This is a genomic window from Vibrio sp. Vf1514 (assembly GCF_052076135.1).
GTDB classification, from domain to species: domain Bacteria; phylum Pseudomonadota; class Gammaproteobacteria; order Enterobacterales; family Vibrionaceae; genus Vibrio; species Vibrio furnissii.
This window is the reverse complement of the sequence record NZ_CP197267.1, coordinates 1,381,408-1,396,901: the sequence shown is the minus strand read 5'-3', so window position 1 is coordinate 1,396,901 and position 15,494 is coordinate 1,381,408. Positions and strand designations below refer to the sequence as shown.

Sequence of the window (15,494 nt, the reverse complement as noted above, 5' to 3'; positions counted from 1 at the left end):
GCTTCTCAACAAATTCGTGGCAGCAACTCGCCCGCCGGAAAATCGAGGTAACGACGACTTCCCCAAGGGTTGCATAAAATAGGACGCGCTGGCGTTCCGGCTTGCACGGTGCCAATACACGCCGCGTTAGGGTGATGTTGACGCAGCGCGGCTAGGGCGGTGTCGCTATCTTTGGCAGGCACGGCCAGCACAAAAGTGCCTTCATTGGCCAAATCGTAAGGTTCGAAGCCAAACAGTTCACACAACCCGCGCACAGCATCGGTCACCGGCACACTTTGCTCATCAATCACCAACTGCACTTGGCTGGTTTGACACCATTCGTTGAGCACCGCAGACAAACCGCCGCGCGTGGCATCACGCATGGCGTGAATCTCAATGTCAGCGTGCAAAAGCGCATCTACCGCAGGCCATAACAGATCACAGTCGCTCTCGATTTGCGTTTCTAGCGCCATCGACTCACGCTGCGCCAGCACACACGCGCCGTGACAACCAATATCGCGCGACACCAAAATGCAATCACCCGCTTGCAGGTGATGCGCCGACACGCCCTCACGCTGGATGGCGCCAATACCAGTGGTGTTGATAAACACTTTATCGACACTGCCTTTGGGCACCACTTTGGTATCGCCACACACAATCTGCGCGCCAATACGGCTCAGCTCTTTGGCCATGGTATCGACAATCTCGGTCAGCTCGCTCAGCGCCAGCCCCTCTTCAATCATGAAACCGCAGCTCAAGTACGTCGGTTTCGCCGCAGCCATCGCCAAGTCATTGCAGGTGCCCGCAATCGCCAGCGAGCCGATGTTGCCGCCTGGGAAAAACAGCGGTGAAACGGTGAAGCTGTCGGTGGTCATCGCAATTGGGCCACTGATCGACAAGCTCGCCGCGTCTTCGTCGCGGCTCAGAATTTCATTGCCGAAGCGCGAGAAAAATAGCTGGCGAATAAACTGGCCCATCTCCTGACCGCCACCGCCATGACTGATTTGTACGTGAGTCATCTCACTCATTTTCGTTTCCCCCGGTCAACGACACCGATTCAATGGCGCCGTAGCGATAATACGCATTGCAAGCCCCTTCAGAACTCACCATGCAACTGCCCATTGGGCGCGTTGGCTTGCACGCGCGGCCAAACACTTTGCAGTCTGGTGGCGTGGCTAAACCGCGTAGAATATCGCCGCAGCGACACGCTTTATGATCGTCTTGATGATCGTGTGGCAGATGCGCCGCAAAACGTAATTCCGCATCGCGATGCGCGTAAGCATCGCGCAGTTGCAATGCCGAGTGTGGAATGTTGCCTAATCCGCGCCACGCAAAGGTGTCACGCACTGCAAACACGTTGTCGACAAACGCTTGCGCCGCCGTATTCCCCGCCGACGTCACGACGCGAGAATATTGCGTATCCAGTGTCGCCTGATGCGACAGCGCTTGCTCAACCAGCATCAAAACCGACTCCAGAACATCAACCGGCTCAAAGCCCGCCACCACCACCGGCACCTGGTGTTGTTCGACAATCGGTTGATAGATATGTGACCCGGTCACCGCACTCACGTGTGACGGACCAATGAAAGCGTTCACTGGGGTGCGTTCATCGGCCATCACCGCATTCATCGCGGGCGGCACCAACACATGGTTGATGTGAAAGTAGAGATTGTTGATCTGCTGGCGCTCGGCCAAATCGACCAACACCGCGGTCATCGGCGTGGTGGTTTCAAAACCAATCGCAAAATAGACCACCTGCTTGGTGGGGTTCTCTTTGGCGATCTTCAACACGTCCATCGGATCGTAAATCGGCACCACATGCCCGCCTTCGGCTCGGCATTGCGCCAGAGACAATCGCGACCCCGGCACACGAATCATGTCCCCCAAACAGACCAGCATCACATCCGGCAATTGCGCCAATGCAATCGCGTGGTCGATGCGTTCTTTGGGCATCACACACACCGGGCAACCCGGGCCGTGCACAAAACTGAGTGACTCTGGCAGCAACTGTTTTAAGCCATATTTCATGATGGTGTGGGTGTGTCCACCGCACACTTCCATGATGTATAACGGCTCGCTCAGTTGCGCGGCGCGCTGGCGAATTTTGTCTGCCAAGGCTTTCACCACGTCTGGACGCCGATAGGTTTGATAGAGGTTGGCTGCGACACTCATGAGAGCAACACCGCGACGTCTTCACGTTCCATCTCAGCCAACAACGCTTCATAAGTCGCGAGGTTGGTTTCCGCTTCCTGCTGATTAATTTTGCTGATGGCGAAACCCACGTGAACCAGCAGATGGTCGCCGACGGCAATGGAATCACTGATGAGGTGGGTACTGATCTCTTTGCACACGCCCAAGGTGTCCACTTTGGCAGTCATCGCGTCTTCATCGACAGACAGTACGCGGGAAGGAATACATAAACACATGGTGTTCTCACTTCTTGATCATGAAGCCATGACGGCATGCGTCGCCATGGCGTTATTCGTTAAGTTCGACTAAAGGTCATACGCCAGTTGATGCCAGAGCTGACCCGCGGCAATGCCGGAGTCATTGACCGGAATGTGGCTGCCCGTGATAAACGGACAGGCTGAATCGGGATACATCGCATCAATGGCATCGAGCAAGCAGCGGTTTTGGAACACGCCGCCACTCAGCACCAACGGTAAGTTGGCATGTTGCTGCGCAATATCGATCACCGCTTTGGCCAGCGCACCGATAAAGGCATCGCTGCACACACATGCCCAGCGTTTTGCCGAGACATCATCAGACGCCAAGCCGCGCGCCAGCGATTGTTGCAGCGCTGGCGCCCAGTCGAGTTGCTGGTCGCGCCAAGGCAGCGACAACGCAACTTGGTGCTCGCCCGCTTGACGCGCGGCGTTTTCCATTTGCAGCCCGCTCTCGCCTTCGTAATCCGGTGTTGTCACCAATCCCAACAGGCACGCCCACGCATCAAATAAACGGCCGACGGAGCTACACAGCGGCGAACGTTCTGCGTTCCGCCACAGGTGAAACAGGTTTTGGAAACGCGAAGCCGACCACGCGGCAAATGCAGGCAGATGGAGTTGCTGGATCTCTGCTGGCGTCATGAGTTCAAGCAACAAGGCATAGAGCACTCGCTCTGGCTCACGAATCGCTTGCTCACCGCCAATCAGGCGAAATGGTCGAAGGTGCGCAATGCGCTGATAACCAAGTCGATCGGAGATCATCACCTCGCCACCCCATACCGTGCCGTCATCGCCCGCGCCGGTGCCATCAAAACTCACGCCCAAAACGGGGCCATTGAGCTGCGATTCAGCCATCACCGACAAAATATGCGCGTAATGGTGCTGCACGTGCAGCGCAGACGACGTTTGTTCGTTCACCCACTGGGTTGAGAAATAGCCCGGATGGGCATCTGCGACCCAACGCTCGGTCGATGCTTGGTAAAGATGAGGAAAATAGTGTGTCGCATCGACAAACCGCTGCTGCGTATCGAGATCGGTCAAGTCGCCCAAATAGGGTGATAAAAACCATTGATTGCGCACCGCAAATGCAACCGTGGATTTTTGCTGCGCGCCCACAGCGAGCGTGGCTGGCGCGCGATTGGCCAGCGGAAAACTGAGCGGCGCATAACCGCGCGCCATCCGCAGCACGCGCATACTGCCCGCAGCAAGCTGCACTAAGCTGTCGTCACAGGCATGGACGATTGGGCGATTGTGATCGAGCACGCAGTCGAGGGATGACCCAAACATCGCAAATACCTGCTGCGCCTCAGTCGCCAACGGCAAGCCTGACACATTGGCACTGGTCATCACCAAGGGCGCAAAACAGCCACGTTGTTGCAGCACGTCAATCAATAACAGGTGCAGCGGCGTATAAGCCAGCATCACTCCCAAACAATCGACATCAGGCGCGACGTTGTCCGCGACAGGTACGCGACCCGCATCGGAGTGCTCGGCTTTGTGCATCAAAACAATGGGGCTGGCTTGCGATTTCAGCGTTTGCCACTCCAGCGCTTCCCCCTGCACATAATATTTGGCTTGCGCGACATCACTCACCATCACGGCCAACGGCTTTCTGGCGCGATGTTTTAATTCACGCAAACGCGCCACCGCTTGAAGCGATGTGGCATCGCACACCAAGTGAAATCCGCCGAGGCCTTTGAGCGCAATCACACCGCCCGCAATCAGTTGCTCGGCTGCGCGTTCAATCGCCGCATGTGCTTTCGTAATGCAAGTTTGTTGCGGGCTGAGCAGCGTCACCGACGGGCCGCAATGCGCGCAGCTCACCGGCTGAGCATGGTAGCGACGATCCATCGGATTTTGATACGCACGCGCACATGCTGGGCACAGCTTGAAATCAGCCATCGAGGTTTGATGGCGGTCATATGGCAAAGCTTTGATGATGGTGAAACGTGGGCCACAATTGGTGCAGTTGATGAACGGGTAATGATAAAAGCGCGAATTCGGATCAAACAGCTCGCGGCGGCAATCCATGCAGATGGCCTGATCGGGCGGCACACTGACACTGATCTCCGCGTCATCGCTGCTGGATAAAATCTGAAACGCCGCAAAATCGGTCGGATCCAGCGGACGCAACGCCACGTTGTCCACTCGGGCCAAGGGTGGCGTTTGAATGAGGAGTTCACGATAAAACGCGTCAAATTGGCGCTGCTCACCTTGGACGTCAATCCGTACGCCCCGGGCATCATTGATCACCCAGCCTTTCAACTGGTGTTCAATGGCCAGACGGTACACAAAGGGCCGAAAACCGACCCCTTGTACCTGTCCTTTAATTTCAATCAGACAACGCATCATCGCTTCGGTCCGTTATGAAAACAGGAATGAGCCACCCAGCAGCGCGATTGCCGCACCTGCCAGTTTGGTCAGACGTTTGCTGGCTGCAAAACGCATTACCATTTCGCCCAGAGCGATACCAGCAATGTGCAGACCCGCTGTCGCAACGATAAAGCCAGAGAAGTAGCTGATCGCTTGACCGTTGATTGGCATTTCTGCGCCATGCGCCATACCGTGGAATACCGCAAACGCCATGATCAATGTGGTCGCCATTTTTTGTGGCATGTTCGCACCGCGAAGCAGCATCACACCCATCATCACGACGCTGAGCGCGATGAAGGTTTCAACCCCTGGCACCACAAGGCTAGAAATCCCCATCACACCACCAATCACCATGAAAGCGATAAAGCTCAGTGGCATCGTCCAGCGATTTTTACCACCAAACAGTGATGCGAGCAGGCCCACGCCAATCATCACGCTCATGTGATCCAAACCCGTCAGCGGGTGCATAAAACCGCTTTCCAATCCATGACTACCAATGTGGCCCGGGTGAGCAAACACCATCGGTGAGAAAAGAAGGCATAGACTAACGATTGCTGTATTTTTTTTACTCATAACGAAAAGCTCTTAAAAAATGAACGAGAAAATAAAAACTAAAAAAAGAAGACTCATGACTCCCGATATGCTGGAAACCCAGCAGCCATGAGCCTTACGACTAATCAACGCGATTAACTAACATCCCGTTGAACAGTATCCTGATAACGCACGCGCTCAGGGTGCGCGTAAATATTGAGGCGACCTTCACGGCAATAGCCGCATAACGTCACATTAAGACGCTCCGCCAATTCGACCGCCATCGAGGTGGGGCCGGAGAGCGCGAGCAAAATTTCAAAGCCGCACGCGGCCACTTTTTGCACCATTTCAAAGCTGGCACGGCTGGTGACCAACACTGCCCCGCCTTTTACTTGCTGGCGGCTCGCCCAGCCAAGCAGTTTATCCAGCGCAATGTGGCGGCCGACATCTTCAAACAGCGCTTGCACCTCGCCCTGCTCGTCCAAATAAGCGGCGGCGTGCGTGGTACCTGTGAGTTGATTCAAACGTTGGTGCTGCTCCAGCGACGCGAGCGAATGATCGAGAAAGTCAAAGCAAAACTGCGCGGTGGTGGGCAGTGGCATCAGGCAACGCGCCACCTGACTGAGTTGTTCCGTGCCGCAGATCCCGCATCCGGTCACACCGGCCATTGAGCGGCGACGCGCTTTCAATCGGGCAACGCAGCGATTGGCTAATTCAATCGATACCGTGCAGCCTTGCGCGTTGTGGGTTACGTCAATGTCGTGCACATCGCGGGGATGGTCGATGATGCCTTCGCTGAGCGAGAACCCCAGCGCGAAAGCTTCCAAATCTCGTGGCGTGCCCATCATGACGGTGTAAGCGATGCCGTTATATTCCAAGGCAATCGGCGTCTCTTCGATCAAAATGTCATCTTGGCTCCACTGTCCGCGAGTGCGCTGACATTTGATGATGCTGCGTGTTGTCACTTCGGGATGACAGACCGTCTGTTGTTCTTCGTACACCGTTGATACCTTTGTTTATTGTCTGTCGACCGAACCATCCGCAATCCAAGCGGCTTAGCGTTCGACAAGATAATCCTTACTGCTAATCTCCATTTTTTGCATGCGTGACAACAGCGTTGTCCGTTTCAATCCCAATTTCACGGCCGCGCCTCTTGGCCCAGCCACAATGCCATTGCTCTCTTTCAACGCCTGAATGATCGCCTCGCGAGAGATCGTGTCCTCGCTGGTGTTGGCACAGCTCGCGTTGGCAGCCAGCGCAGGTGCCGGGCTCGACACGGGTTGTCCCATGCCAACCAGTTCATGCACAGGCACATTCAGCACTTCGCCACGCGTTAAAATCACCGCGCGCTCGATGAAGTTTTTCAACTGACGCACGTTGCCCGGCCAAGGATATTCCGTCATGCAGCGCATGGATTCTTGGCTGATGGCACGAATGTTTTTGCCCATCTTTTTCGAAATTAGACGCGCAAAGTGTTTCACCAGCAGCGGAATGTCTTCAGCCCGTTCGCGCAGCGGCGGCAATCGAATCGGGAAGATATTCATGCGGTAATACAGATCGCTACGAAACTGCTTCTCTTCCACTCGCGCGAGCAAATCGACGTTGGTGGCCACCACCAAACGCACATCCACGTGAATCAACTGGTTGTGGCCCACGCGTTCGATCTCATGTTCTTGCAGCACCCGCAGCAGCTTGGGTTGCAATTCCAGCGATAAATCGCCAATTTCATCCAAAAACAGCGTGCTTTGGTCGGCCAATTCAAAACGGCCCACGCGATTTTTGATTGCACCCGTAAACGCGCCGCGTTCATGACCAAACAGCTCACTTTCAAACAAACCATCTGGGATCGCCGCACAGTTCATTTTGATCATTTGGCGATTACAACGGCGGCTCATTTTGTGAATCGCTTGGGCAATCAGCTCTTTACCGGTGCCGGTTTCCCCTTCGATCAACACGGTACTGTCACAGCTCGCGACCATCGCAACCTGATCCAACACCTGGCTCATCACTTCACTTTGGCTGATGATGTCGTCAAAGATTTGGTAATGCTCGTACGTTTCATCAATGAGGATGTCGGTGCTTTTGGGCAGCGACTGCGCACTGTGCTGGCTTTCACGCAAACTGTGCATGCTGAGCGCCACGCGCGCCGCGATCTGTTGCAGCAGCGCAACATCGATCTCTTGCAACTGCGCTGCATCGCGCAGCATATAAGCAATTTTGCCCACCAATTCCCGACGGAAAATCAACGGGACTAAAATTAAACATTCAATATCATTCTCAATATTGAAATCGCTATGTTCCGCGCGCAATTGATCGAGATCATTGCCCGTAACAATCATGGTCTCGGGATAATAAATATCCAGGACGCTTCCAGAAATATCATTAAAGAAAAAACACTGCGTTTGAATATCATTCCCAACAATTCGTCCATCCCGCTGAATACAGCGACCGTTGTCCATATCAATAATCGACAACTCTTTGATTTTAAAATAAGGATGTAAACAGTTGAGTAATGATGTTAATAGATTTTCTTTACTGCTCTGACTAATAACGGCATTGGTGACATCCACCAGAATATGGTAATTGTCTCTTTCATCACTAATATGTCGTGTTAACGTATTTGCATGTTGATGATCTAACACATGCGTAATAAACGACACCAACATACTGTTAAATAAATTAAATTGATTTTCTCCCCCATCCAATTGGTCAAATTTGGGGTTAATCAGCTCAATCGCACCGAGGTGTTTGTCCAAGGTATCCAGCGGAATCTTGTAGTAACTACGTACGTTCTGGTAAGCCGGATGCTGTGCCAGCTTCGGATGTGAGTAGTAAAAATCGACGCCGTCAAGTTGATACACCTGTTCTTCGTAACGTTGATGATAATTATCAATATTATGATGAAATATCACATCGCTTTGGATTTGCTGATTTGCATCAAGAAAATAAACGATCGCTTCACCCAATCGCTCATCATTTAGAATGATATTGATTCTCTCGACGTGTAAAAATTCACACTCTTCGCTGTGAAGAAATGTGAGCAGATCAGACATCCCATGAATTAGCAGCATCGCTTTGGAAAATGCGGTTAATTCTTTCGCTGTTTTATTCATAATAATAACAATAAATTATAGCCCTTCGTATTTGTCATCATTATAAACGCATACGAAGAGCTATTGATTACCGAATTAAGCAAACTCAACTTGCGACTTTAATCGCGCTTTCATGTTGCTATATTCAGTTTGTACATAATTTTCAGCCCACGGTTGATCGTCAATTTTCTCAACTTTCACGGCGCAATATTTAAATTCCGGCGTGCTTGAGATTGGATCCACGTGTTCAATCGTCAGCTCGTTACAGGCACCGATCCACCATTGGTAGGTCATGTACACCACACCTTTGTTGGTTCGTTCGCTACAACTTGCACGAGAAATGACTTTACCGCGGCGCGATGAAATCCAAACAAGTTGTTGATCTTTAATGCCAAGTTTCTCTGCATCGGCTGGGTTCATCTGAACGTATCCAGGTTCATCTGCCAAAGCAGACAAGGCTGAACAGTTACCGGTCATTGAACGGCACGAGTAGTGGCCCACTTCACGCACGGTTGATAGCACCAATGGGTACTCTTCATCCGGTTGTTCCAGTGGCGCACGCCAGTCGGCTGCAATGAACTTCGCTTTGCCTGATGGTGTCGAGAACTTGTTGCCTTCAAACAAGAACGAGGTCCCTGGGTGATCTTCAGTTGGACAAGGCCATTGTACTGATTTCAGATCCGCCATTTTCTCGTAGGTTGCACCCGCGTAAAGCGGTGCCAATGAACGCAACTCATCCCAAATTTCTTGGGTGTTGTTGTAGTGCATTGGGTAACCCATGCGTGTTGCCAACAGGCTGAAGATTTCCCAGTCCGGTTTCACGCCTTCTGGCGGAGTGACGGCTTTGTAGAAACGTTGGAAACCACGGTCAGCACTGGAGTACACGCCTTCATGTTCGCCCCAACTGGTCGCTGGGAAGACCACGTCGGCCATTTCAACCGTTTTGGTCATGAAGATGTCTTGTGCAATCACCAGTTCCATCTTGCGCAGCGTATTACGCATCGCGTTCAAGTCCGCTTCTGTCTGCGCTGGGTCTTCCCCAAAGATGTAGAAGGCTTTACATTCGCCGTCTGCCACTTTGTGACCAACTTCAGTCAGGCGGTAACCCGGTTTAGGTGACAATGACACGCCCCACGCTTTTTCAAATTTCGCGCGGATGGCATCATCAGTCACGTCTTGGTAACCCGGATATTGGTGAGGCAACATCCCTAAGTCACACGTACCTTGTACGTTGTTCTGACCACGAACCGGACCACAACCCACACCACGACGACCCCAGTTACCGGTTAAGGTAGCCAGACCTGCCAAGCCGCGAACCACGTCAACCGCTTGACCATATTGGGTCACGCCCATGCCCCAAAGGATCATGGCTTCTGGCGCTGCTGCATAAGTACGAGCTGCTAAACGAATCGATGCTGCGTCAAGACCAGTAATCGTTTCCACGGTTTCTGGTGCGTAGTTCTTCACGATGTCGTAGAACGCGTCAAACCCTTCGGTGTACTGCTCAACAAAGGCTTTGTCGTACAGGTTTTCTTCGATGATGGTATAAGCCAGTGCGTTCACCAGCGCCATGTTCGAACCGTTGTTCAGTGGCAACCACTGATCCGCAATACGCGCAGATTCAATCTTACGCGGATCACACACGATGACTTTGGCACCATTCGCACGTGCTTTGATAATATGTCTTGCTACAACTGGGTGAGAATCCGCTGCGTTGTAACCGAAAATGAGCAAACATTTTGTTTCTTGAATTTCGGGAATGGCGTTGCTCATTGCACCATTACCTACTGTTGACTCCAGACCGGAGACTGATGGCGCGTGTCACACCCTAGCGCAGTGATCGACGTTGTTGGTCCCAATGACCGCACGTGCCAGTTTTTGCATCACAAAGTTCGCTTCGTTACCTGGGCCACGAGCCGAACCGGTTGTCATAATGGCGTCTGGGCCATATTTGCTTTTGATTTCCATCAGCTTTTCAGCGGCGAAATCTAACGCTTCATCCCAAGAGACGGCTTCCAATTTCGCGTCTTTTGTACGACGGATCATTGGTTTTTTAAGACGAGGAGTCAGCAAGTTAGTATCGTTTAGGAAATCCCAACCATAATAACCTTTCAGGCACAGTTGACCTTCGTTGGTCCGACCGTCGGCCGGTTCTGCACCCACTACTTTGTTGTTCTCAACAAGTAGCTTTAGTTTGCACCCCGTACCGCAGTACGGACAAACTACAATGGATTTTTTCATAGTTACCTTCTTCACTATTTCAAGAAATCAGACAGTGACAATCGCGATACGGCTGGCAGCCGCTTCACGTTTGCTCTGACTGGTTTGATGAATTTCCTCTGGTTCAATCAGAGAAATCGCACCTGTTGGGCAAACTTCCATACACGCAGGGCCGTTGGTACGGTGAGAACATAAATCACACTTAATCGCTTGTGATTTAGGCACTTTTCGTGCGAACAAAGCACTACGTGACGTGTCTTCAATCATGGTTGTCACGACATTCATTGCGCCGTAAGGGCAAGCAATGGCGCAGGTTTTACAGCCAATACACCGTGATTGAATCACTTTAATGTAACCGTCCTCGTGGACAATCGCGTTGTTAGGACACACTTGAGCACACGGTGCATCGTCGCATTGACGACACATCACCGGCGTGGTGACGTGAGCATTTTTAATGACCTCTAATCGAGGTAGAAAACTCTCACGATCTTGCAGTGTCCCGATACCTTCATCTTGATGTGAAATCGCGCAAGCCACTTCACACGTGCGACAGCCAATACATTTATTAGCGTCAGCAAAGACAAATCGATTCATGGGATATCCTTCTGTGTCGATAGAACCGAGTCAACCACTCGGCTCCTTATAAGCACAAGGTGTGCCAATATTGAAATATCAACAAAAATAATTTTAACTCATTGATTTTGAATCATTAAAAATCCAAAACTCGTGAGAAAATATCGAATCATTCCCGGAGTGAAGCTGAGCGCGCAATGGCATCGACACAAGTGTCGATGATTTTCGGCACAAGTGTCGACACTCAGCAAAATCTCGGGTTAACAGCTCTCGTAACCGCCGTGGCCTTCCCATTCAGGAAGGCGGCGATGCAGCTCGGTCACAGCCTCGGTAACCATCTCGGTCATCGGGAACGAGAACGCCACAATCGCTGGCTGAATGCCGACAAATGTGACTTCCGGAACGAACGTTTTTAGCTCATCAATCAGGAAATTGAGCGGTAAGCTGTGCGTGGACACCATGAACATGTCTGCGATGGTATCGGACTCGATAATGCGCACTTCCCCCGCCTTTTCGCCAAAGTCAGCGGCATCCACAACCAACACGCGTCGCGGCTGAATTTTGCGGATCAGATGCAAGCTATCTTCCGGCATGGTGCCGCCTTCGATCACGCTCCATCCGACCGGATGATCACGACACAGTTGCGCCAGCAGCGGGCCTGCGCCATCATCGCCCATCATGTTGTTGCCAACAGTTAACAGTAAATCTTGGCTCATGCCCCACCCCGAATCATCAAGTACATGGTCGGCTCGTTGTAGATCGCGTTCAAAATGGCGATCATGCCTTTCGTCAACTGTTGGCTTTTTTCTGATTGCGTGGTGCTATCGATGCGATCCAGCGCCAGCGCCAGCATGTGAATGTGCTCTGGGAACACCGTGATCTCACCAAACATCAGAAAACCTTTCAGCTTGCGATAGGCTTCGCTGTGTTCATTAAGGCCAGAAATCCAAGCCAGGTACTCGTGACCTGAACACTGCATTTCAGACTTCAGACAATCGACAATGCCGAGGTGGTGGCCGATGGTCAGGCTGTAATACATGATCTGCTTCGCTTCTTCGGGCACATCGTATTTGTTGTCGACAAATTTACGGCTCAAGCGGTAGAAGTAGACCTGCCCTTCCAAATGGCGTGATTCACTGACAGCCATGGCAAGCCCCTTTCGGTTGATCGCCACCGGTGATTTGACGCATCACCGAACGCATCACGCTGTTCACGATGTCGCTCAGGCGTGGGTCGTCGCGTTCACTCAAGTAGCGGCTGACGTTGCTGTCCACGGTATCGCTTGTACTGTTCGCCAGTACAACCAGCAGTTCGTTGGCGATGCGTTTACCTTGGCGGTAACCCGCCAGCAGACGGGTTTCACGTTCCACCATCACGCGGATGTCCATCGGAATACCGGTATGGCGCAATGTGGCCGGTGTGGATTCAACATCATGTTGTTTGGCATGCATTTTTTGTTCAAGCAGGCCGAGTGCGACTGCAAAGCCGTACAACGTCGCAGCGGGTGTTGGAGGGCAGCCCGGAATGTAAACATCCACCGGAACGATTTTATCGGTGCCGCCCCACACACAATACAAGTCGTGGAAAATACCGCCGTCGCAACCGCACGCGCCGTAAGAGACCACGATTTTTGGATCCGGCGCCGCTTCATACGCACGCAGCGCTGGCGCACGCATGGCACGGGTGACCGCACCCGTGAACAGCAGAATGTCGGCATGACGTGGTGATGCGACCACTTTGATCCCAAATCGTTCTGTATCGTAAACCGGCGTTGTGGCGGCGAAGATTTCGATTTCGCACGCGTTGCAACCGCCGCAGTCGACGCGGTAAACGTAAGCAGAGCGTTTGATTTGCTTGATCAGCGCCTGTTTCAGTTTCTCATGTTGTGGAGAGACTTCGACCGGCACGGCGGTGGTGTGTTGTTCACCAGACAGTTGCTTGATACCTTTCACATCTCCTCCGACGTCATCAGGATTAAATCATTAGGGCTGGTCATAAAACGGTGGGTCGCCAAGTTGGTGCCATCGAGCATGTTGTCTGCGCGGCGACATGCCGGACAGGTTTCCAGCTGACGGCGACGTGTGGCGAGCGCTTCACCGCTCAAGCCCGCTTGCTCTAGTGAATCCACCACGTAGTTGAGCAGTTTTTTCGCCACAAACGGACGCTGGCAGCAGGTGCAGTTGGCCAATTCGAATTCTGCACTTTCGTACAAGTCTTCTTTTTTGGTCACGGCCAATTCAAACGATTTGGAGAGTTCAATCGCGTGGGTTGGGCACACCTCTTCGCAGCGGCCGCAGTAAATGCAGCGCGCCAGTGAGAGTTCCCAACGACGCGTGCCGTTCTGTTCATCCGTTTCCATGATCAAGGCATTGGCCGGACAAGCGCGTGTACACGCACCGCACGAAATGCATTGGCTCGCATTCAACTCCGGTTTACCGCGAAAATCCTCGGCAACCTCAAACGGCGCAAACGGGTATTTCGCCGTCACGTCACCAGTTTTGAGAATGGTTTTGAGTAGTTTAATCATGACAGCCTCACAGTCCTTTCAGCGGTGAGTTTTTACGGCTCACGCTGTATTGTTCGATGGCTTTGTAGGACACGGTTTGGCTACGTTTTTTCTTGGTGTCCACGATGGTCACGCGGTCAGTACAAGAGTAACAAGGGTCCAAACTACCGATGATGAGCGGCGCATCAGCCACGGTATTGCCACGCAGCATGTAACGCAGGGTTGGCCAGTTGGCGTAAGTGGCCGCGCGGCAACGCCAGCGGAACAGTTTTTGGTTGTCGCCCGTCATACTCCAGTGCACGTTTTCACCCCGTGGCGCTTCGGTAAAGCCCAGGGCAAATTTGTGCGGTGTGTATTCGAAATCTTCGGTCAGAATGGCGCCTGCTGGCAGGTTATCCAAACCGTATTCAATGATGTTAAGAGAATCCAACACTTCGCGAATACGTACGATGACGCGAGATTGCACATCGCCGTTGCCCATGTGTTGCAGTTCAATCGGCACATTCGCATATGCTTCCAGCGATTGACCATGCACCACACGCACATCACGCTCAAAACCGCTACCGCGGATCAGCGGGCCAACGGGGCTGAAGTCGCGCGCGATATCTTTTGCCAACACACCCACGCCGACCAAACGGCTGTCGATGTTGGGTGTAGAAAGCAGCACTTCCACCAACTCTTGGAAGGAGTGACGCACTTCACGCACCATCGCGATGCCTTTCTCACGTTGCGCTTTCAAGAAGTCGCGACGCACACCTCCAATCAGGTTCATGCCGTAAGTTTTACGAGCACCGGTCAGTAGCTCAGCCAGTTCCATGGTTTTTTCACGCACGCGGAAAAATTGCATGAAGCCGGAGTCAAAGCCCACAAAGTGGCTCGACAAACCAATGTTCAGCAGGTGACTGTGCAGACGTTCCACTTCAAGCAAAATGGTACGAATCATTTTCGCACGCAGTGGCACTTGGACATTGAGTGAGTTCTCAACGGTGTTGGCGTAACCCACGCTGTGGGTGAAACCACAAATGCCGCACACGCGGTCGGCCAAAAAGCCCACTTCGTGATAGCCCATGCGTGTTTCTGCCAATTTTTCCATGCCGCGGTGTACATAGAACATGCGGTAATCGGCATCCACGATGTCTTCACCATCCACGAACAGACGGAAGTGGCCCGGTTCATCGGAGGTGATGTGCATAGGACCGACAGGCACGATGCGGTTGGAATCGTCACCACGTTCGTTGATGAACGGGTACGTTTCTGTGTCCGTGGTCGGTTGTGGACGTTGGCGATAATCCATCGCATCTTTACGCAATGGGTGCAGATTTTCTGGCCAGTCATCCGGTAGGACCAAACGGCGTTCGTCAGGCAGGCCCACAGGGCGCAGACCAAACATGTCGCGAATTTCGCGCTCGCCCCAAACCGCTGCGGGAATGGTTGGCGTGATAGAGATGAACTCTTGGCTGTTGGCATCCACCAGCACTTTGACGGTGATCCAGCATTTTTCAACGCCTTCCATCGACAAGGCGTGGTACACCGCGAAGTGACCGTTGATGCTGCGTTCGTCGTTACCAAACGACACAGTCAGCCAGCCGCCTTGATCGTAGTAAAGCCATTGCATCACTTCGACCAGCGAGGTCATTTTCACGGTGATGGTGACTTGAGTGTTGGTCTGCCACTCTTCTTCAAGGATGGCACTCGGGAATTTTTGAACCAACCCCGCCAGATAGTGTTTGCCTGTTTTTGCTAAGGCATCGTTTTGTGTATTCATTGTCATCATCT

Annotated in this window: 14 protein-coding genes; all 14 read right to left on the bottom strand. The window is 52.4% G+C overall.

Translation table 11 applies throughout. The annotated features are described in order from the left end of the window. Positions 1-5 precede the first annotated feature (5 nt). The 14 genes from hypE to ACS18Q_RS06445 all read right to left on the bottom strand — a co-directional run bounded on the left by hypE (position 6) and on the right by ACS18Q_RS06445 (position 15,492). Positions 6-998, bottom strand: a complete 993-nt coding sequence (gene hypE / locus ACS18Q_RS06510) for a hydrogenase expression/formation protein HypE (RefSeq protein ID WP_004726116.1) — start codon at positions 996-998, stop codon at positions 6-8. 1 nt (position 999) lies between these two features. Then, entirely contained in the window at positions 1,000-2,151 is a 1,152-nt protein-coding gene (hypD, locus tag ACS18Q_RS06505) for a hydrogenase formation protein HypD (protein WP_441257555.1), read from the bottom strand. Beyond that, positions 2,148-2,405: a HypC/HybG/HupF family hydrogenase formation chaperone gene (locus tag ACS18Q_RS06500; RefSeq protein WP_004726118.1), complete on the bottom strand. Its 258-nt coding sequence runs from the start codon at positions 2,403-2,405 to the stop codon at positions 2,148-2,150. Before ACS18Q_RS06500 ends, hypD begins: the two co-directional genes overlap by 4 nt. Positions 2,406-2,474: 69 nt before the next feature. Beyond that, a complete protein-coding gene (hypF, locus tag ACS18Q_RS06495; RefSeq protein WP_441257554.1) occupies positions 2,475-4,775 on the bottom strand; it encodes a carbamoyltransferase HypF in 2,301 nt (766 codons plus the stop codon). Between the two features lie 12 nt (positions 4,776-4,787). After that, entirely contained in the window at positions 4,788-5,369 is a 582-nt protein-coding gene (locus ACS18Q_RS06490; protein ID WP_081454196.1) for a HupE/UreJ family protein, read from the bottom strand. Between the two features lie 113 nt (positions 5,370-5,482). After that, positions 5,483-6,328 (bottom strand): formate dehydrogenase accessory sulfurtransferase FdhD, encoded by an 846-nt coding sequence (gene fdhD, locus ACS18Q_RS06485; RefSeq protein WP_004726121.1) that lies wholly within the window; start codon positions 6,326-6,328, stop codon positions 5,483-5,485. A gap of 54 nt (positions 6,329-6,382) precedes the next feature. Continuing rightward, the gene (locus ACS18Q_RS06480; protein WP_441257553.1) at positions 6,383-8,440 is read right to left on the bottom strand and encodes a sigma 54-interacting transcriptional regulator; all 2,058 of its coding nucleotides are present in this window, start codon (positions 8,438-8,440) and stop codon (positions 6,383-6,385) included. Between the two features lie 75 nt (positions 8,441-8,515). Beyond that, positions 8,516-10,660: a formate dehydrogenase subunit alpha gene (gene fdhF / locus ACS18Q_RS06475; RefSeq protein ID WP_081454197.1), complete on the bottom strand. Its 2,145-nt coding sequence runs from the start codon at positions 10,658-10,660 to the stop codon at positions 8,516-8,518. Between the two features lie 27 nt (positions 10,661-10,687). Continuing rightward, positions 10,688-11,233, bottom strand: coding sequence for a 4Fe-4S dicluster domain-containing protein (locus ACS18Q_RS06470; RefSeq protein WP_004726123.1), 546 nt, complete (start codon positions 11,231-11,233; stop codon positions 10,688-10,690). A 239-nt stretch (positions 11,234-11,472) separates the two neighbouring features. Beyond that, entirely contained in the window at positions 11,473-11,928 is a 456-nt protein-coding gene (gene hycI / locus ACS18Q_RS06465) for a hydrogenase maturation peptidase HycI (RefSeq protein ID WP_004726124.1), read from the bottom strand. Further along, positions 11,925-12,359, bottom strand: a complete 435-nt coding sequence (locus ACS18Q_RS06460; protein ID WP_441257552.1) for a formate hydrogenlyase maturation HycH family protein — start codon at positions 12,357-12,359, stop codon at positions 11,925-11,927. Before ACS18Q_RS06460 ends, hycI begins: the two co-directional genes overlap by 4 nt. Next, positions 12,346-13,119 (bottom strand): NADH-quinone oxidoreductase subunit B family protein, encoded by a 774-nt coding sequence (locus ACS18Q_RS06455; protein WP_392440971.1) that lies wholly within the window; start codon positions 13,117-13,119, stop codon positions 12,346-12,348. Before ACS18Q_RS06455 ends, ACS18Q_RS06460 begins: the two co-directional genes overlap by 14 nt. Before the next feature lie 41 nt (positions 13,120-13,160). After that, on the bottom strand, positions 13,161-13,739 hold the full coding sequence (locus ACS18Q_RS06450; protein ID WP_158107311.1) for a formate hydrogenlyase complex iron-sulfur subunit: 579 nt from the start codon (positions 13,737-13,739) through the stop codon (positions 13,161-13,163). A gap of 7 nt (positions 13,740-13,746) precedes the next feature. Next, on the bottom strand, positions 13,747-15,492 hold the full coding sequence (locus ACS18Q_RS06445; RefSeq protein WP_195723463.1) for an NADH-quinone oxidoreductase subunit C: 1,746 nt from the start codon (positions 15,490-15,492) through the stop codon (positions 13,747-13,749). Positions 15,493-15,494 lie beyond the last annotated feature (2 nt).